This is a genomic window from Citrobacter sp. RHBSTW-00986 (assembly GCF_013783065.1).
Classification (GTDB): Bacteria; Pseudomonadota; Gammaproteobacteria; order Enterobacterales; family Enterobacteriaceae; genus Citrobacter; species Citrobacter braakii.
In genome coordinates, this window is the sequence record NZ_CP056200.1 from 2,252,886 (window position 1) to 2,270,654 (window position 17,769).

17 protein-coding genes are annotated in these 17,769 nt (G+C 49.2%); 10 read left to right on the plus strand and 7 right to left on the minus strand.

Annotated elements, in window-relative coordinates:
• Positions 1 to 104 precede the first annotated feature (104 nt).
• Positions 105 to 518 (minus strand): histone-like nucleoid-structuring protein H-NS, encoded by a 414-nt coding sequence (gene hns / locus HV345_RS11125; protein ID WP_003020723.1) that lies wholly within the window; start codon positions 516 to 518, stop codon positions 105 to 107.
• Between the two features lie 623 nt (positions 519 to 1,141).
• Between hns and tdk the strand changes: the two genes are divergently transcribed.
• Positions 1,142 to 1,759, plus strand: a complete 618-nt coding sequence (gene tdk, locus HV345_RS11130; RefSeq protein ID WP_019076935.1) for a thymidine kinase — start codon at positions 1,142 to 1,144, stop codon at positions 1,757 to 1,759.
• A gap of 249 nt (positions 1,760 to 2,008) precedes the next feature.
• Here the strand turns inward: tdk and adhE are convergent, their stop codons facing one another.
• Positions 2,009 to 4,687: a bifunctional acetaldehyde-CoA/alcohol dehydrogenase gene (adhE, locus tag HV345_RS11135; RefSeq protein ID WP_016153272.1), complete on the minus strand. Its 2,679-nt coding sequence runs from the start codon at positions 4,685 to 4,687 to the stop codon at positions 2,009 to 2,011.
• A gap of 487 nt (positions 4,688 to 5,174) precedes the next feature.
• Between adhE and ychE the strand changes: the two genes are divergently transcribed.
• The 7 genes from ychE to HV345_RS11170 all read left to right on the plus strand — a co-directional run bounded on the left by ychE (position 5,175) and on the right by HV345_RS11170 (position 13,098).
• On the plus strand, positions 5,175 to 5,822 hold the full coding sequence (ychE, locus tag HV345_RS11140) for an NAAT family transporter YchE (protein WP_003020714.1): 648 nt from the start codon (positions 5,175 to 5,177) through the stop codon (positions 5,820 to 5,822).
• A 771-nt stretch (positions 5,823 to 6,593) separates the two neighbouring features.
• Complete coding sequence (oppA, locus tag HV345_RS11145) at positions 6,594 to 8,225, plus strand: oligopeptide ABC transporter substrate-binding protein OppA (protein WP_016153271.1); 1,632 nt, start codon at positions 6,594 to 6,596, stop codon at positions 8,223 to 8,225.
• A gap of 120 nt (positions 8,226 to 8,345) precedes the next feature.
• A complete protein-coding gene (oppB, locus tag HV345_RS11150; protein WP_003020708.1) occupies positions 8,346 to 9,266 on the plus strand; it encodes an oligopeptide ABC transporter permease OppB in 921 nt (306 codons plus the stop codon).
• A gap of 14 nt (positions 9,267 to 9,280) precedes the next feature.
• Positions 9,281 to 10,189 carry an oligopeptide ABC transporter permease OppC gene (gene oppC / locus HV345_RS11155; protein WP_003020701.1) on the plus strand — a complete coding sequence of 303 codons (909 nt, stop codon included), beginning with the start codon at positions 9,281 to 9,283 and terminating at the stop codon, positions 10,187 to 10,189.
• An 11-nt stretch (positions 10,190 to 10,200) separates the two neighbouring features.
• Positions 10,201 to 11,214 (plus strand): murein tripeptide/oligopeptide ABC transporter ATP-binding protein OppD, encoded by a 1,014-nt coding sequence (oppD, locus tag HV345_RS11160; protein ID WP_003833364.1) that lies wholly within the window; start codon positions 10,201 to 10,203, stop codon positions 11,212 to 11,214.
• Positions 11,211 to 12,215, plus strand: a complete 1,005-nt coding sequence (gene oppF / locus HV345_RS11165; protein WP_016153270.1) for a murein tripeptide/oligopeptide ABC transporter ATP-binding protein OppF — start codon at positions 11,211 to 11,213, stop codon at positions 12,213 to 12,215. The genes oppD and oppF overlap by 4 nt, the downstream gene beginning before the upstream one ends.
• A gap of 46 nt (positions 12,216 to 12,261) precedes the next feature.
• Positions 12,262 to 13,098: an ion transporter gene (locus tag HV345_RS11170; protein ID WP_049269434.1), complete on the plus strand. Its 837-nt coding sequence runs from the start codon at positions 12,262 to 12,264 to the stop codon at positions 13,096 to 13,098.
• 36 nt (positions 13,099 to 13,134) lie between these two features.
• Here HV345_RS11170 and HV345_RS11175 read toward each other — a convergent pair whose 3' ends face one another.
• Together HV345_RS11175 and cls are read right to left on the minus strand one after the other, a co-directional pair.
• Positions 13,135 to 13,464 (minus strand): HI1450 family dsDNA-mimic protein, encoded by a 330-nt coding sequence (locus HV345_RS11175; protein WP_003020691.1) that lies wholly within the window; start codon positions 13,462 to 13,464, stop codon positions 13,135 to 13,137.
• Positions 13,465 to 13,498: 34 nt separating this feature from the next.
• Positions 13,499 to 14,959 (minus strand): cardiolipin synthase, encoded by a 1,461-nt coding sequence (gene cls / locus HV345_RS11180; protein WP_016156727.1) that lies wholly within the window; start codon positions 14,957 to 14,959, stop codon positions 13,499 to 13,501.
• A 142-nt stretch (positions 14,960 to 15,101) separates the two neighbouring features.
• Here cls and HV345_RS11185 point away from each other — a divergent pair, with 142 nt between their 5' ends.
• Positions 15,102 to 15,275: a YciY family protein gene (locus tag HV345_RS11185; RefSeq protein WP_016153268.1), complete on the plus strand. Its 174-nt coding sequence runs from the start codon at positions 15,102 to 15,104 to the stop codon at positions 15,273 to 15,275.
• Positions 15,276 to 15,326: 51 nt separating this feature from the next.
• Here HV345_RS11185 and HV345_RS11190 read toward each other — a convergent pair whose 3' ends face one another.
• The gene (locus tag HV345_RS11190; protein WP_181636634.1) at positions 15,327 to 15,623 is read right to left on the minus strand and encodes a YciI family protein; all 297 of its coding nucleotides are present in this window, start codon (positions 15,621 to 15,623) and stop codon (positions 15,327 to 15,329) included.
• 224 nt (positions 15,624 to 15,847) lie between these two features.
• On the opposite strand from HV345_RS11190, the gene tonB reads away from it, so the two are divergent.
• On the plus strand, positions 15,848 to 16,564 hold the full coding sequence (gene tonB / locus HV345_RS11195; protein ID WP_016156660.1) for a TonB system transport protein TonB: 717 nt from the start codon (positions 15,848 to 15,850) through the stop codon (positions 16,562 to 16,564).
• A 75-nt stretch (positions 16,565 to 16,639) separates the two neighbouring features.
• Here the strand turns inward: tonB and yciA are convergent, their stop codons facing one another.
• Positions 16,640 to 17,041: an acyl-CoA thioester hydrolase YciA gene (gene yciA, locus HV345_RS11200; protein WP_016153266.1), complete on the minus strand. Its 402-nt coding sequence runs from the start codon at positions 17,039 to 17,041 to the stop codon at positions 16,640 to 16,642.
• Positions 17,042 to 17,207: 166 nt separating this feature from the next.
• A complete protein-coding gene (locus HV345_RS11205; protein ID WP_016153265.1) occupies positions 17,208 to 17,747 on the minus strand; it encodes a septation protein A in 540 nt (179 codons plus the stop codon).
• Between the last annotated feature and the right edge of the window lie 22 nt (positions 17,748 to 17,769).

The window sequence follows — 17,769 nt, forward strand, 5'->3', positions numbered from 1 at the left end:
TAATCCAGCACCGTTTTTTTATACCTGAACTGGGTAGGGACTGTGCGAAGTACAGGTAAAAAAAATCCCGCCACTGGCGGGATTTTAAGCAAACTATTTCTGAATTATTCTTTGATTAAGAAATCGTCCAGTTGTTTACCTTGTTCTTCCATCGCTTTTTTGATCACTGCCGGTGTACGACCCTGACCAGTCCAGGTTTTAGTTTCACCGTTTTCGTCAACATAGCTATATTTAGCCGGACGTGCAGCGCGTTTAGCTTTGGTGCCAGATTTAACAGCAGCCATGCTATTCAGCAGTTCGTTCGGGTCAATGCCGTCAGCGATCAGCATTTCACGATATTGTTGCAGTTTACGAGTACGTTCTTCAACTTCAGCAGCTGCAGCGCTTTCTTCTTCACGGCGCTCGCTAACAACAACTTCTAATTTTTCCAGCATTTCTTCAAGCGTTTCCAGAGTACATTCTCTTGCCTGCGCACGAAGAGTACGGATGTTGTTCAGAATTTTAAGTGCTTCGCTCATTGTAGTAATCTCAAACTTATATTGGGGGTGGTTTGTTGAGCTAATAATAGAGCGATAAATTCAGTTGTGCAATAGCCAGGAATGTAAGGAATTCAAAATTGCGCTTTATTTAGTATCAGAATTAATTCATCTGTCTTAAATTCTTCGCGACGTTGGGCATAAAAAAGGCTTATTGGTGAGGGGGCTTCTCAGCGGCTGAGAGTAAAAATTCAAGATTCAGGTCACATTTTATGGTGTTCAAATAGTACCTCTTTGCAGTGATTTCAACCTTTTGTATTAGTTTTGCTTACATGAATTCGCTAATACATGGCGACAGTGGGTAGATTCAATAACAATAAGGGAAGGGTTTCTTTATTGCCGTAAGAAGATAAGAGGTATGGATAAATTTCATGAGCACTATTTGTGAAAGAGTGTGTATATACCCGTCCAGTTTCAGGCTACCTGGGCTATGACTGGAGTGTACTAGCGCTCCCATGTCACTTAAAGGATCGGTTATTTAGGCGACACTGAGCGAGTCTGAACGCCTATTTATACGCCTATGCAGGCAACGCTACACCGACACGTTCGTGAAATATGGTACAATCCTGCCCATATTTATTTCCCCGGGTGAGGGCCTACGGTCAATGGCACAGCTATATTTTTACTATTCTGCAATGAATGCCGGTAAGTCGACTGCATTGCTGCAATCTTCGTACAATTATCAGGAACGTGGGATGCGTGCCGTGGTATATACAGCGGAAATTGATGACCGCTTTGGTGCTGGAAAAGTAAGTTCGCGTATAGGTCTGTCGTCACCTGCAAAATTGTTTAACCAAAATTCATCATTGTTCGAAGAGATTCGGGCTGAGAATGAGCAGCAAAGAATTCACTGTGTACTGGTTGATGAGTCGCAGTTTCTGACTCGACAGCAGGTTTATGAATTATCTGAAGTTGTCGATCAGCTGGATATTCCCGTGTTGTGCTACGGCTTGCGTACCGATTTTCGTGGCGAGTTATTTGGCGGCAGCGAATACCTGTTGGCGTGGTCAGATAAACTGGTTGAATTAAAAACCATTTGTTTCTGTGGGCGTAAGGCCAGTATGGTGTTGCGTCTTGATCAGGCAGGACGACCTTATAACGAGGGCGAACAGGTGGTGATTGGCGGGAACGAACGCTATGTATCGGTATGCCGTAAGCATTATAAGCAAGCACAGTCTGAGGGCTCTCTGACGGCGATACAAGAACGACACAACCACGATTAACTCTACGCGCTTCTGGGCGCTTATTAGCACAGGGTAGGCTACGACATTCGCTCATGTTCGCTACCCTGTCAGACACTCTCCTGACGCTATTCTCGCATCCTCCTAAGCATCCTCCTAAGCATCCTTTTACAGGTTCACCCTTTGAACGTCGCTGAATTGGTCATGTATCGATTCTGATAACGTAAGATGTAAAAAAAACGGCCCCAAATTGGGACCGTTTATGGTGAGACTAAAACTTATCTGGTTGAATTAAGCGGATTTCTTCGCTTTCTTCTCAGCTTTCGGAGCAGCTACTGCTTCAGTCTTAACGGCGGTTTGATCTTCGCTGTATTCACGACCGTAGTAGGTATCCATCAGGATCTGTTTCAGTTCAGAAATCAGCGGGTAACGCGGGTTAGCACCAGTACACTGGTCATCAAACGCATCTTCAGACAGTTTGTCCACGTGTGCCAGGAAGTCAGCTTCCTGAACGCCTGCTTCACGGATAGACTTAGGAATACCCAGTTCAGCTTTGATTTCGTCCAGCCAGCCCAGCAGTTTCTGGATTTTTGCAGCAGTACGGTCGCCCGGTGCGCTCAGACCCAGATGGTCTGCGATTTCAGCGTAGCGACGACGAGCCTGCGGACGGTCGTACTGGCTGAATGCAGTCTGTTTAGTCGGGTTGTCGTTCGCGTTATAACGAATAACGTTGCTGATCAGCAGGGCGTTCGCCAGACCGTGAGGAATGTGGAACTGAGAACCCAGCTTGTGCGCCATTGAGTGACATACACCCAGGAAGGCGTTAGCAAACGCAATACCGGCGATGGTTGCTGCACTGTGTACACGCTCACGCGCTACCGGGTTCTTAGAACCTTCGTGGTAGGACGCTGGCAGGTTTTCTTTCAGCAGTTTCAGCGCTTGCAGAGCCTGACCGTCGGAGAACTCAGAAGCCAGCACGGATACGTAAGCTTCCAGAGCGTGAGTGACGGCATCCAGACCACCGAACGCACACAGGGACTTAGGCATATCCATCACCAGGTTGGCGTCAACAATCGCCATATCCGGAGTCAGCGCATAGTCTGCCAGCGGGTATTTCTGACCAGTTGCATCGTCAGTAACAACCGCAAACGGAGTAACTTCAGAGCCAGTACCGGAAGTGGTAGTGACGGCAACCATCTTCGCTTTTACGCCCATTTTCGGGAACTTGTAGATACGTTTACGGATGTCCATAAAGCGCAGTGCCAGTTCTTCGAAGTGGGTTTCTGGGTGTTCGTACATAACCCACATGATTTTCGCGGCATCCATCGGGGAACCGCCACCCAGCGCGATGATCACGTCTGGTTTAAAGGAGTTAGCCAGCTCAGCACCTTTGCGTACAACGGTCAGAGTTGGGTCAGCTTCAACTTCAAAGAACACTTCGGTTTCAACGCCAGCAGCTTTCAGCACGGAGGTGATCTGGTCAGCATAGCCATTGTTAAACAGGAAGCGGTCGGTCACGATCAGCGCACGTTTGTGACCATCGGTAATCACTTCATCCAGTGCGATTGGCAGAGAGCCACGACGGAAGTAGATAGATTTCGGAAGTTTGTGCCACAACATGTTTTCAGCTCGCTTAGCAACGGTTTTCTTGTTGATCAGGTGCTTAGGACCAACGTTTTCAGAGATGGAGTTACCACCCCAGGAACCACAACCCAGAGTCAGGGAAGGCGCGAGTTTAAAGTTGTACAGGTCACCGATACCACCCTGAGAAGCTGGGGTGTTAATCAGGATACGTGCGGTTTTCATCATCTGACCGAAGTAAGCAACACGTTCTGGCTGGTTGTCCTGGTCGGTGTACAGGCAAGAGGTATGACCGATACCGCCCATCGCAACCAGTTTTTCAGCTTTAATAACGGCGTCTTCGAAGTCTTTCGCACGGTACATTGCCAGCGTCGGAGACAATTTTTCGTGAGCGAACGGTTCGCTTTCGTCAACAACTGTCACTTCACCGATCAGAATCTTAGTGGTTTCTGGTACGGAGAAGCCTGCCAGTTCAGCAATTTTGTATGCCGGCTGACCAACGATAGCCGCGTTCAGCGCGCCATTTTTCAGGATAACGTCCTGAACGGCTTTCAGCTCTTTGCCTTGCAGCATGTAGCCGCCGTGAGTCGCGAAACGCTCACGTACTGCGTCGTATACAGAGTCAACGACAACAACGGACTGTTCAGAAGCACAAATTACGCCGTTATCGAAGGTTTTAGACATCAGAACAGATGCAACAGCACGCTTGATATCAGCGGTTTCATCGATAACCACAGGGGTGTTACCTGCGCCTACACCGATTGCCGGTTTACCGGAGCTGTATGCTGCTTTAACCATGCCTGGACCACCGGTCGCAAGGATCAGGTTGATGTCCGGGTGGTGCATCAGCGCGTTTGACAGTTCTACGGAAGGTTGATCGATCCAGCCGATCAGATCTTTCGGTGCGCCAGCAGCAATTGCTGCCTGCAGAACGATATCAGCCGCTTTGTTAGTGGCATCTTTAGCACGCGGATGCGGAGAGAAGATGATGGCGTTACGCGTCTTCAGGCTGATCAGTGATTTGAAGATTGCAGTAGAAGTCGGGTTAGTGGTTGGAACGATACCGCAGATGATACCAATCGGTTCAGCGATGGTAATGGTACCGAAAGTGTGGTCTTCAGCCAGCACACCACAGGTTTTTTCGTCTTTATATGCGTTATAAATGTATTCGGAAGCAAAGTGGTTTTTAATCACTTTATCTTCGACGATGCCCATGCCAGATTCTGCAACGGCCATTTTCGCGAGAGGGATTCGAGCGTCTGCGGCAGCCAGAGCGGCGGCACGGAAGATTTTGTCAACCTGTTCTTGAGTGAAACTGGCATATTCACGCTGGGCTTTTTTTACGCGCTCTACAAGTGCGTTAAGTTCAGCGACATTAGTAACAGCCATAATGCTCTCCTGATAATGTTAAACTTTTTTAGTAAATCATCTGCTCGATACGAGAGTATAGACAGATCGACGAAAATTTGTGTAACGTTTTGAAAATCAAACGGTTAATTAACGTCCACTTTACCTTGATTTACTAAAAGAGCTTATACGCTAGCGCCACTTAATTCTAACGCGCTACCTCCAGGTGGCGTAAGCAAGATTACTCACTTCTGAGTAGTAATTGCGTGATCTGGATCAAAATTTCGCAAAGCTGACACCTTTCAGCAGGCCCTTTTAGCGTTTATCGGTAAGTGTTAATAAATTGATGGGGTGAATGCCATTAACATTAGCATATTTAATACATATTAATAACACTAAGTATTGGATGTGTATTTACGTAGATATACACAGATAGAAGGTGAAGTATGCTGACAAAAGGCGTATCTTCAGCGCGGATTTTATCAATTTTTATGACTCATTTTATCCGGCTAACGCTTCGGAGCTAACCGTGATCCAAACGCTATTTGATTTTCCTGTCTATTTTAAGTTTTTCATTGGGTTATTCGCATTGGTTAACCCGGTCGGGATCATCCCAGTCTTTATCAGTATGACCAGCTATCAAACGGCTGCTGCGCGAAATAAAACCAACCTTACGGCAAACCTGTCGGTTGCCATCATCCTGTGGACTTCGCTGTTCCTTGGTGACGGTATTCTGCAGCTCTTCGGTATCTCGATAGATTCGTTCAGGATTGCCGGCGGCATTCTGGTGGTGACTATCGCAATGTCCATGATTAGCGGAAAACTGGGCGAAGATAAGCAAAACAAACAGGAAAAATCAGAAACAGCAATCCGCGAAAGTATCGGCGTAGTGCCGCTGGCATTGCCGCTGATGGCGGGGCCAGGGGCGATAAGCTCAACTATTGTTTGGGGTACGCGCTATCACAGTGCGATTAACCTGTTTGGTTTTTTTGTGGCGATTGCGTTGTTTGCCCTGTGCTGTTGGGGACTTTTTCGCATGGCACCGTGGCTGGTACGGCTGCTGGGCCAAACCGGTATCAACGTCATTACGCGTATTATGGGGTTGTTGTTAATGGCCTTAGGGATCGAATTCATTGTGACTGGAATCAAGTCCATTTTCCCCGGTTTACTTGCCTGATATTCCTCCTAGTATCAACGGAGCCTCTTTCGGCTCCGTTTCCTTTCATTATTAGTAAAACTTCTCACTAAAGTTGAAAATCAGCATAGAAATATAAAAATATCTGATGGTGATTCATTAATTTATTCATTGATTTTATGGATATAACACTCAATGGTCCACCAGAGGGATCCCGATGTCACTGTTATTTTATTAACATCATACTCTGGGGCTTGCTGAAGGATTATCGAAATGTTATTAGTTATTTCAGCGTTTTATTTAGATGAATGTGCTAATTAATAACCAATTGTTAAATTTATGTGCATTTTGGCGTGGTGTTGACAAAGGTCCGGGGGTTTAACACTGCGCTGGATGCAACATAATGATTTTTATCGTTTTATTGTCACAATCTTTCATTCGTAAGACTTTTTTAGTGAGATTTATTTCCAATAAAAGAGAATTGGTTAACAAATTTGTAAAATGTATTGGCGGTTAAGAAACGCATTTGATACTTTCCGGCCAGGTATTATGCAGAAGAATTCACGTTGATGAGAATCATTTTCAATTAGTTTCTCTCAACAGGGTAATAGCGTGTTTCCGGCAGGGGAGGCACGTAGATAATCGACGCAAGGCGGTCATACGAATCGCCAGAAATAAATAAAGTCGGTGATAGCAAGCAGTAAAACAAGAAACTACCTGACGGCAGAAAATCTCCGGTGCCGTACAGGGATCCTGACAGGATTAACAGTCTGGTTAAAAAACCAGCCATAATAATGAGGGAGTACAAACACAATGACTAACATCACTAAAAAAAGTTTAGTAGCTGCGGGGATCCTAACTGCGCTAATCGCTGGGAATGTTGCTACGGCGGCAGTTGTACCAGCAGGTGTGCAGCTTGCTGAAAAGCAGACTCTGGTGCGTAATAACGGTTCGGAAGTTCAGTCACTCGATCCACATAAAATCGAAGGTGTACCTGAATCCAATATCAACCGTGACCTGTTTGAAGGTTTATTAATCAGCGATGTCGATGGTAAACCATCGCCTGGCGTGGCTGAAAAGTGGGAAAATAAAGACTTTAAGGTGTGGACATTCCATCTGCGTAAAGACGCTAAATGGTCTGACGGCACGCCTGTTACCGCGCAAGATTTCGTGTATAGCTGGCAACGCCTGGCTAATCCAAATACCGCGTCACCGTACGCCAGTTATTTACAGTACGGTCACATTGTCAATATTGACGATATTATCGCCGGCAAAAAGCCGATCACCGATCTCGGTGTCAAAGCTCTCGACGATCATACATTTGAAGTCACCCTGAGCGAGCCGGTTCCTTATTTCTACAAATTGCTTGTGCACTCATCCGTTTCTCCGGTTCCTAAAGCAGCGGTTGAAAAATACGGTGAGAAATGGACCCAGCCCGCTAACATCGTCACCAACGGCGCCTATAAGCTGAAAGACTGGGTGGTCAACGAGCGCATTGTACTTGAGCGTAACACCAACTACTGGGACAACGCCAAAACGGTTATTAACCAGGTTACCTACCTGCCAATTTCTTCTGAAGTGACTGACGTTAACCGCTATCGCAGCGGCGAAATCGACATGACCTATAACAACATGCCGATCGAGTTATTCCAGAAACTGAAAAAAGAGATCCCGAACGAAGTTCACGTTGACCCTTATCTGTGCACCTATTATTACGAAATCAACAACCAGAAAGCACCGTTCAACGATGTTCGTGTTCGTACCGCCCTGAAACTGGCGTTGGATCGTGACATTATCGTCAACAAAGTTAAGAACCAGGGGGACCTGCCGGCGTATAGCTTTACCCCTCCTTACACCGATGGCGCGAAACTGGTTGAACCAGAGTGGTTCAAATGGTCTCAGGAAAAACGCAATGAAGAAGCGAAAAAACTGCTGGCTGAAGCCGGGTATACCGCTGAAAAACCGTTGACCTTTGACCTGCTGTATAACACCTCAGATCTGCATAAAAAGCTGGCCATCGCTGCGGCATCTATCTGGAAGAAAAATCTGGGCGCCAACGTGAAGCTGGAAAACCAGGAATGGAAAACATTCCTCGATACGCGCCATCAGGGTAACTATGATGTTTCGCGTGCAGGCTGGTGTGCGGATTACAACGAACCAACATCCTTCCTGAATATGGTGCTGTCTGACAGCTCCAACAACACCGTCCACTATAAGAGCCCGGCGTTTGATAAGCTGATTGCGGATACGCTGAAAGTGACTGATGAAGCGCAGCGCAGCGAACTGTATTCGAAAGCGGAACAGCAGCTGGATAAAGATTCTGCGATTGTACCGGTTTATTACTATGTTAACGCCCGCCTGGTAAAACCATGGGTTGGCGGATACTCCGGTAAAGACCCGATGGATAATATCCACGTTAAAGACTTGTATATTATCAAGCATTAATGGCAAGACGTGGGGCAATCATTTTGCCCCACAGTGTCTTTTTCTTCGAACTATTAACACCGCTTTACCTGAACGTCGGGGTAGAAGAGGTGTAAAGGCACACGCCAGAAGGTACGGGCAATGTTAAAATTTATATTACGTCGCTGTCTGGAAGCGATTCCGACGCTGTTTATACTTATTACGATTTCATTCTTTATGATGCGCCTTGCGCCGGGAAGTCCATTCACCGGGGAACGTGCGTTACCGCCAGAGGTACTGGCTAATATCGAAGCGAAATATCATCTTAACGATCCTATCTCGACGCAGTACTTCAGCTACCTCAAGCAGCTGGCACATGGCGATTTTGGGCCATCTTTTAAATATAAAGACTATACGGTAAATGACCTCGTGGCCTCGAGCTTTCCGGTTTCTGCGAAGCTGGGAGCTGCGGCCTTTATTCTGGCGGTCCTCGTTGGCGTTAGCGCTGGGGTGATAGCCGCGCTGAAACAAAATACGCGTTGGGACTACACGGTGATGGGGGTGGCAATGACCGGAGTGGTTATCCCCAGTTTCGTGGTCGCTCCCTTATTGGTCATGATATTTGCCATAACCTTGAAATGGCTGCCCGGAGGCGGCTGGAACGGCGGGGCGTTGAAATTTATGATCCTGCCGATGGTGGCCTTGTCACTGGCATATATCGCCAGTATCGCCCGTATTACCCGCGGTTCGATGATTGAAGTGCTGCACTCTAACTTTATTCGTACCGCGCGCGCTAAAGGGTTGCCGATGCGGCGGATTATTTTCCGCCATGCGTTAAAACCTGCGCTGTTGCCCGTGCTGTCCTATATGGGACCAGCATTTGTCGGCATTATTACCGGTTCGATGGTTATTGAAACCATCTATGGTTTGCCGGGCATTGGCCAGCTGTTCGTCAATGGTGCGTTAAACCGCGACTATTCGCTGGTCCTGAGCCTCACCATACTGGTAGGGACGCTGACCATCGTGTTTAACGCGATTGTTGACGTGCTGTATGCCGTTATCGACCCGAAAATTCGTTACTGATACTGGAGCTCGCTATGATGTTAAGTAAGAAAAACAGCGAAGCGCTGGAGAATTTCAGTGAAAAGCTGGAGGTCGAGGGCCGCAGTCTGTGGCAGGACGCGCGTCGACGCTTTATGCATAACCGCGCGGCGGTAGCAAGCCTGGTCGTGCTGGTGATTATTGCGCTGTTTGTGACGCTGGCGCCGATGCTGTCGCAGTTTACCTACTTCGATACCGACTGGGGCATGATGTCCAGCGCGCCGGATACGGAATCCGGACACTATTTCGGCACCGACTCGTCAGGTCGAGACCTGCTGGTTCGTGTGGCGATTGGCGGTCGCATCTCGCTGATGGTCGGCATTGCCGCGGCGTTGGTCGCGGTGGTTGTCGGCACGCTATACGGTTCTCTGTCGGGCTACCTCGGCGGTAAAATTGACTCCGTGATGATGCGTCTGCTGGAAATCCTCAACTCCTTCCCGTTCATGTTCTTCGTGATTCTGCTGGTCACTTTCTTTGGGCAAAATATCCTGCTGATTTTTGTCGCTATCGGGATGGTATCCTGGCTGGATATGGCGCGTATCGTGCGTGGACAAACGCTGAGTCTCAAGCGCAAAGAGTTTATTGAAGCTGCGCAAGTGGGTGGGGTATCTACCGTGCGCATCGTTATCCGTCATATTGTGCCGAACGTGCTGGGCGTGGTGGTGGTGTACGCTTCGTTGCTGGTGCCCAGCATGATCCTGTTTGAATCCTTCCTGAGCTTTTTGGGATTAGGGACGCAGGAGCCGTTAAGTAGCTGGGGGGCGTTGCTGAGTGATGGTGCCAACTCGATGGAAGTCTCACCATGGCTGCTGCTGTTCCCGGCAGGATTCCTGGTGGTCACTTTGTTCTGTTTTAACTTTATTGGCGATGGCCTGCGTGATGCCCTCGATCCGAAAGACCGTTAAGGAGTGCAGCCATGAGCGTAATTGAAACCTCAACCGCGCCGCTCGCGCAACAACAGGCTAACGCACTGCTGAACGTTAAAGATCTGCGCGTGACGTTTGCCACCCCCGACGGCGATGTGACTGCGGTAAACGATTTAAACTTTTCTCTGCGAGCTGGAGAAACGCTGGGTATTGTTGGGGAATCCGGTTCAGGGAAATCGCAAACGGCCTTTGCCCTGATGGGCCTGCTGGCGGCAAATGGCCGTATCGGAGGATCTGCAACTTTCAACGGACGTGAAATTCTGAATTTACCGGAACGTGAGTTGAACAAACTGCGCGCCGAGCAAATCTCGATGATTTTCCAGGACCCGATGACCTCTCTCAATCCGTACATGCGAGTCGGCGAGCAGTTGATGGAAGTTCTCATGCTGCATAAAGGCATGAGCAAAGCGGAAGCCTTTGAAGAATCGGTCAGAATGCTGGATGCGGTGAAAATGCCGGAAGCGCGTAAGCGTATGAAAATGTATCCGCATGAATTCTCCGGCGGGATGCGTCAGCGCGTAATGATCGCCATGGCGCTGTTGTGCAGGCCTAAATTACTGATAGCCGATGAGCCGACTACCGCGCTCGATGTTACGGTACAGGCGCAAATCATGACCCTGCTGAATGAACTGAAAAGCGAATTCAACACTGCGATTATCATGATCACCCACGATCTGGGAGTAGTTGCCGGTATTTGCGATAAAGTTTTGGTGATGTACGCCGGACGTACCATGGAATATGGCAGTGCGCGGGATGTCTTTTATAAGCCCGTTCATCCGTATTCGATTGGTTTGCTGAATGCCGTACCTCGTCTGGATGCCGAAGGGGAAGAGATGCTGACTATTCCGGGCAACCCGCCGAACCTGTTGCGTCTACCAAAAGGCTGTCCATTCCAGCCGCGTTGCCCGCATGCGATGGAAATCTGTAGCAGTGCTCCGCCACTGGAAGAGTTTAGTCCGGGCCGCCTGCGCGCCTGCTTTAAACCGGTGGAGGAACTGGTATGAATGCGGTCACCGAACAACGAAAAGTGCTCCTTGAAATTGCCGATCTTAAAGTCCATTTCGACATTAAAGACGGCAAGCAGTGGTTCTGGCAGCCGTCTAAAACCCTGAAAGCGGTTGATGGCGTGACTCTGCGACTGTATGAAGGTGAAACCCTGGGCGTGGTCGGCGAATCAGGCTGTGGAAAATCGACTTTTGCCCGTGCGATTATTGGCCTGGTGAAAGCCACCGATGGAAAAGTCGCCTGGCTGGGTAAAGATTTACTGGGCATGAAACCCGATGAGTGGCGGGAAGTGCGTAGCGATATTCAGATGATTTTCCAGGATCCGCTGGCATCACTGAACCCGCGCATGACCATCGGTGAAATCATTGCCGAACCGCTGCGGACTTATCATCCGAACCTGTCTGGTCAGGAAGTCCGCGACCGTGTGAAGACGATGATGATGAAGGTGGGGTTGCTGCCAAATCTGATTAACCGCTACCCGCATGAGTTTTCCGGCGGTCAGTGTCAGCGTATTGGTATTGCCCGTGCGCTGATCCTCGAGCCGAAGCTGATTATTTGCGATGAACCGGTTTCGGCGCTGGACGTATCCATTCAGGCCCAGGTGGTGAACCTGTTACAACAGCTCCAGCGTGAAATGGGATTATCGTTAATCTTCATTGCTCACGACCTGGCGGTGGTGAAACATATCTCCGATCGCGTGCTGGTCATGTATCTCGGACATGCGGTGGAATTAGGGACTTATGATGAGGTGTACCATAATCCGCTGCACCCTTATACCAAAGCGTTGATGTCTGCAGTGCCGATTCCCGACCCGGATCAGGAAAGGAACAAGGTTATCCAGTTGCTGGAAGGCGAATTGCCGTCGCCGATTAATCCTCCTTCCGGCTGCGTGTTCCGTACGCGCTGCCCGATTGCCGGACCGGAATGCGCAAAAACCCGTCCGGTTCTCGAAGGAAGTTTCCGTCACGCAGTTTCCTGTCTGAAAGTAGACCCGCTATAATTCTGAGGGCTGACAAAGGTCAGCCCTTCTTTTTGGTGAGGTATATGTGTCAGGTTTAGTCTCTTCTGTCCGCCGCGCGCTCTATCGCAAATTATTCGATTTAAACACCCGTTCAGGGCGTCGCTTTGAGGGTATGTGCGCGCTGTTCGCCTTGCTCAGCGTTATTGTTATCTTCATTGAGTCCGGCGTCGGGACGCAATACCATTTAACCTTTGAGGAATGGCGCATTTTTGTCTGGCTGGAGATCTTTATTACTCTGGTCTTTACCCTCGAATATTTTCTTCGCTTATGCAGCTGGGCCAATCCCGCTAAATATGTGTTTAGCTTCTGGGGGATTATCGATCTGGCCACCATTCTACCGCTGTACGTGATGTGGCTATGGCCTGAAATCAGTTTGAGTTATGTCTTCGCCTGGCGAGCGATGCGTGTCCTGCGCGTCTTGCGTATTCTCAAGCTGCTGCGTTTTATGCCTTCTCTGCGAGTGTTCTGGAATGCGTTAAAAAGCGCCCGTCATCAACTGATGTTGTTCTATTCCTTTATTGCCATTCTGATGGTTGTTTTCGGCGCGATGATGTATCTGATAGAAGGGCCCAAATATGGCTTTACTACGCTGAATGCGTCTGTGTATTGGGCTATTGTTACGGTCACCACCGTCGGCTACGGTGACATTACACCGCACACGCCGTTGGGACGCATGGTGGCGTCAGTGCTTATCCTGATTGGATACTCTGTGATTGCGATACCGACCGGATTGATAACCACACACATGAGCAGTGCGTTCCAACAGCGCGGATATCAGCGTAGATGCCCACAGTGTCAGCAGGCGCAGCATGAACATAGTGCGCAGTTTTGTAACCGCTGCGGAAGTAAACTGCCGGGCTAAAAATGAAAAAAGCTGCGAGAGCAGCTTTTTTGTTTGTTATTCGCGCCAGAGAATATGGCAGAGTTTGTGATCTTTTTCGCGACATAATAAAACGCGCGCAAAAATATCGTTAATCTCGCCGTCTTCTGTATCTGCCAGACCAATCACCACTTCGGCAAAGAAGTCAGGGTTCAGGTCAAAATCAACATGCTCCTGCCAGTCTTCTGCCGGGTCGAATAACTCGGCACCACCGCGCTCTTCAAACTGTAAATTGAACAGAATGATGTCGGCTGGATCCAGGTTGTCCGCAGCCAGTTCGAGAAAAATATCGTAAGCCTGCTCAAGCGTTTCGTCTTCAGTCAGGCGATTGTTCAAATCCATATCCATAATGACTACCTGTTTACTGTCTGATGGGCACGTTTTACAGCAACGGACTAAAGAAGTAAAACAGTCGCTCAGCGATCCGCTGCCAGAGTGGTCGTTTTACCCACAAACGGGCATCAAGCAGACGGGAACGCGAAATATAATCATCCTGTACTGCCGCGAGATCGCCACCGAATCCGGCATCATCAATGACCAGCGTGATTTCAAAATTGAGCCACAAACTGCGCATATCCAGGTTAACAGTACCGACCAGACTCAGCTCGCCATCGACCAGTACGCTCTTGGTGTGCAGTAAGCCACCTTCGAACTGATAGATTTTAACTCCAGCCGCCAGCAGCTCAGTGAAAAAGGCCCGGCTTGCCCAGCCAACCAGCAGGGAATCATTCTTGCGTGGAAGAATAATACTGACGTCGACCCCGCGCTGCGCCGCTGTACAGATCGCGTGCAGCAGATCGTCGCTGGGAACGAAGTAGGGCGTGGTCATAATTAAATATTCACGCGCCGAATAAGCCGCGGTTAACAGCGCCTGATGAATCAAATCTTCAGGGAAACCAGGTCCCGAAGCTATAGTGTGAATGGTGTGGCCGCTGGCCTGCTCAAACGGCATGATATTGACGTCTGGCGGCGGGGGCAGAATGCGCTTGCCGGTCTCAATTTCCCAGTCGCAGGAATAGACAATGCCCATAGCGGTGGCTACCGGGCCTTCCATTCTCGCCATCAAATCCACCCATTGCCCGACGCCTGCATCTTGTTTGAAGAAACGGGGATCGACCATGTTCATGCTGCCGGTATAAGCAATATAGTTATCGATCATGATCATTTTGCGGTGCTGACGCAGGTCCATACGGCGTAAAAATACACGCATCAGGTTTACTTTCAGCGCTTCAACAACCTCGATACCCGCGTTACGCATCATCGCAGCCCATGGGCTGCGAAAGAACGCCACGCTACCCGCGGAGTCCAGCATCAGGCGGCAGTGAATTCCACGCCTTGCGGCAGCCATTAATGACTCGGCGACCTGATCGGCCATACCACCTGGTTGCCAGATGTAGAACACCATCTCGATGTTGTGACGCGCCAGTTGAATATCACGGATCAATGCCTGCATCACGTCCTCTGAACTGGTGAGCAACTGCAATTGATTCCCTTTAACGCCAGCGATTCCCTGACGACGCTCGCACAGCTTAAATAAGGATGACGCGACGCTGCTGTTTTCCTGCGCAAAAATATGCTTACAGGCTTTTAGATCGTTCAGCCACTTGGCCGTTGACGGCCACATTGCCCGGGCGCGTTCGGCGCGACGTTTACCAAGGTGGAGCTCACCGAAGGACAGATAAGCAATGATCCCTACCAATGGCAGAATATAGATGATCAAAAGCCAGGCCATTGCGGAGGGCACTGCGCGTCGTTTCATTAGAATGCGTAATGTTACGCCAGCAATGAGTACCCAGTAACCCAGAATGACCAGCCAACTCACCACGGTGTAGAAGGTTGTCATAAATTTAAAAATCCTTTTGAAAGCGTATTGTTAAGAGTTTACGCATCAGGATTAATCTGGCAAATAAAAACACGGGAAAACCACTGGTCTGCATTCGGTGTGGCGTTATAATGGCCGCTCAGTGACTGAAAGAGTAGTAAACATGAAGCGTAGTAGAACGGAAGTGGGACGCTGGCGGATGCTGCGTCAGGCTAGCCGCCGTAAAGCACGTTGGCTTGAAGGACAATCGCGCCGTAATATGCGTATCCATACCATCAGAAAGTGTATTCTCAACCATCAACGTAACTCGTTGCTGTTTGCGATCCACAACATCTGATCTCAAAAGGGCACCGCTGTCGGTGCCCAATGTCTGCTTTTCGTTTTGTTTTTAAAATACTTTTTTGTAAGATTTTACTGAAACCTGCGCGTAAACACCTGCCGCCACGTAGGGATCGGCTTCCGCCCACGCCTGCGCGGCTTCTAAAGATTCAAATTCTGCAATCACCGTTGAGCCGGTAAAGCCTGCGGCGCCCGGATCGTTACTGTCAACCGCTGGCATAGGACCCGCCGTGAGCAAACGGCCTTCGTCATGAAGGAGTTGCAGACGAGCCAGATGAGCAGGGCGTACGGAAAGACGTTTTTCGAGAGAGTCTGCGATATCTTGAGCGTAAATAACGTACAGCACGGGTAGAGCTCCTTGAACGGTAAAAGGTCATATTTACGTTATTGGAAAGGCCTGGTAACTGCAACGGAAAGATAACTAATATGTTAAGGCCATACTTTGAAAATGGTTTTTTATCATAAAATCGCGTTTTAAATGCCAGTTAGCTTCACGGTCTTATTGAATATGATTGCTATTTGCATTTAAAATCAGGGCCTGGTTTTTTTACTGAAACGATTATGACTTCAATGACCCTTGATTTACCTCGTCGCTTTCCCTGGCCTACGTTACTTTCTGTCGGCATTCATGGTGCTGTAGTGGCAGGTTTGCTGTATACCTCGGTACATCAGGTTATTGAACTGCCTGCGCCAGCGCAGCCGATCTCCGTTACGATGGTTGCGCCTGCCGATCTTGAACCGCCTCAGGCCGTTCAGCCGCCGCCGGAACCCGTCGTCGAGCCTGAACCGGAGCCAGAACCGATCCCCGAACCGCCAAAAGAAGCGCCGGTAGTGATTGAGAAACCGAAGCCGAAACCTAAGCCGAAGCCAAAACCGGTGAAAAAGGTGGAAGAGCAGCCGAAGCGTGATGTTAAACCAGCAGAGCCGCGTCCGACGTCCCCGTTTGAAAATACGGCGCCTGCGCGTCCAACAACCAGTACCGCTCCGGCAACCACTAAACCGGCGGTGAGTGCTCCATCGGGTCCGCGAGCCTTAAGTCGTAATCAGCCTCAATATCCGGCACGTGCACAGGCGTTGCGCATTGAAGGCCGTGTGAAGGTCAAATTTGACGTGACCTCGGATGGCCGGGTTGAAAATGTGGAAGTTCTGTCCGCACAGCCTGCGAATATGTTTGAGCGTGAAGTGAAAAATGCGATGCGCAGATGGCGTTATGAAGCCGGTAAGCCTGGTTCCGGGCTGGTGGTGAATATTGTTTTCCGCCTGAACGGCACAACACAGATCGAGTAAGCATCAGGCCGGATTTGGCGTTACACCGCCAAATCCGGCAGAATGGTTGCCGGATGGCGATTCTTGCGCGTGCTATCAGGCCAGGGAGGGAATCGGCCGCGGTTTACCGTCTTTATCAACGGCAACGTAGATAAACAGGGCTTCGGTAGCTTTATAGCGCTGGCCGATAGGTTCTGAAGCGACTTTCTTCACCCAGACTTCAATATTAATGCTGATCGAGGTCGTCCCGCGTTTCACGCAGCGTGCATAGCAACAAACCACATCGCCCACGGCAACCGGGCGCAAAAAGCTCATTCCTTCAACCCGCACCGTTACCACGCGACCATGTGCGATCTCTTTGGCCTGAATAGCGCCACCTATATCCATTTGTGACATCAGCCAGCCGCCAAAAATATCACCGTTCGCGTTGGTATCGGCAGGCATAGCCAGAGTGCGTAAAACCAGTTCGCCCTGGGGAGTGTTATTCGTTGTTGTCATTGTAGAACCGACTATAGAGAAAGATTACAGGCGCGATGCTACTAGAATTTACGCGCTGAGAACAGAGGTGATGCGGCCTGCGGGACGGAAGTAAGCAAGGTTTGATGGCAACAAGGAACGCGAAGGGATAAAAATTCGCCAGATCCGGAGATCTGGCGAGCATTTATTACGATTTATCTTCCTGCGGAAGGTGGCGGTAAATATAGACTCCGCTCAGTAACGTAAATAGTAAAGTCAGGGCGGTCAGGCCGAATACTTTAAAGTTGACCCAAATATTCTGCGGTAGCCAAAACGCGATATAGATATTCGCCAGACCGCACAGGATAAAGAAGACGGCCCAGGCGAAGTTAAGTTTTGTCCAAACCGGCTGTGGCAAGCTCAGCTCTTTACCTAACATGCGCTGAATCAGCGGCTTTTTCATTACCCATTGGCTAACCAGCAGTGCACCGGCAAACAGCCCGTAAATCACCGTTACTTTCCACTTAATGAATTCATCATTGTGGAAGAAGATGGTCAGGCCACCGAACACGGCTACCAGAACAAAAGTGATCAATGCCATCTTCTCGACCTTGCGATAGCGGACCCAGCTGTAAATCAAAACCACAGCCGTCGCAACAATCAGCGCCGAGGTCGCCGCATAGATGTCATAGAGCTTATAAAAAGCAAAAAAGACAACCAGCGGTAAAAAATCAAGAAACTGCTTCATTCTTCGATTCCGTCATCAAAAG

Excerpts from the sequence above, each read along its gene's own strand:
- hns (WP_003020723.1), bottom strand. The coding sequence starts at position 518 with ATGAGCGAAGCACTTAAAATTCTGAACAACATCCGTACTCTTCGTGCG.
- tdk (WP_019076935.1), top strand. The coding sequence starts at position 1,142 with ATGGCACAGCTATATTTTTACTATTCTGCAATGAATGCCGGTAAGTCG.
- adhE (WP_016153272.1), bottom strand. The coding sequence starts at position 4,687 with ATGGCTGTTACTAATGTCGCTGAACTTAACGCACTTGTAGAGCGCGTA.
- oppA (WP_016153271.1), top strand. The coding sequence starts at position 6,594 with ATGACTAACATCACTAAAAAAAGTTTAGTAGCTGCGGGGATCCTAACT.
- oppB (WP_003020708.1), top strand. The coding sequence starts at position 8,346 with ATGTTAAAATTTATATTACGTCGCTGTCTGGAAGCGATTCCGACGCTG.
- oppC (WP_003020701.1), top strand. The coding sequence starts at position 9,281 with ATGATGTTAAGTAAGAAAAACAGCGAAGCGCTGGAGAATTTCAGTGAA.
- oppD (WP_003833364.1), top strand. The coding sequence starts at position 10,201 with ATGAGCGTAATTGAAACCTCAACCGCGCCGCTCGCGCAACAACAGGCT.
- oppF (WP_016153270.1), top strand. The coding sequence starts at position 11,211 with ATGAATGCGGTCACCGAACAACGAAAAGTGCTCCTTGAAATTGCCGAT.
- HV345_RS11175 (WP_003020691.1), bottom strand. The coding sequence starts at position 13,464 with ATGGATATGGATTTGAACAATCGCCTGACTGAAGACGAAACGCTTGAG.
- cls (WP_016156727.1), bottom strand. The coding sequence starts at position 14,959 with ATGACAACCTTCTACACCGTGGTGAGTTGGCTGGTCATTCTGGGTTAC.
- HV345_RS11185 (WP_016153268.1), top strand. The coding sequence starts at position 15,102 with ATGAAGCGTAGTAGAACGGAAGTGGGACGCTGGCGGATGCTGCGTCAG.
- tonB (WP_016156660.1), top strand. The coding sequence starts at position 15,848 with ATGACCCTTGATTTACCTCGTCGCTTTCCCTGGCCTACGTTACTTTCT.
- yciA (WP_016153266.1), bottom strand. The coding sequence starts at position 17,041 with ATGACAACAACGAATAACACTCCCCAGGGCGAACTGGTTTTACGCACT.
- HV345_RS11205 (WP_016153265.1), bottom strand. The coding sequence starts at position 17,747 with ATGAAGCAGTTTCTTGATTTTTTACCGCTGGTTGTCTTTTTTGCTTTT.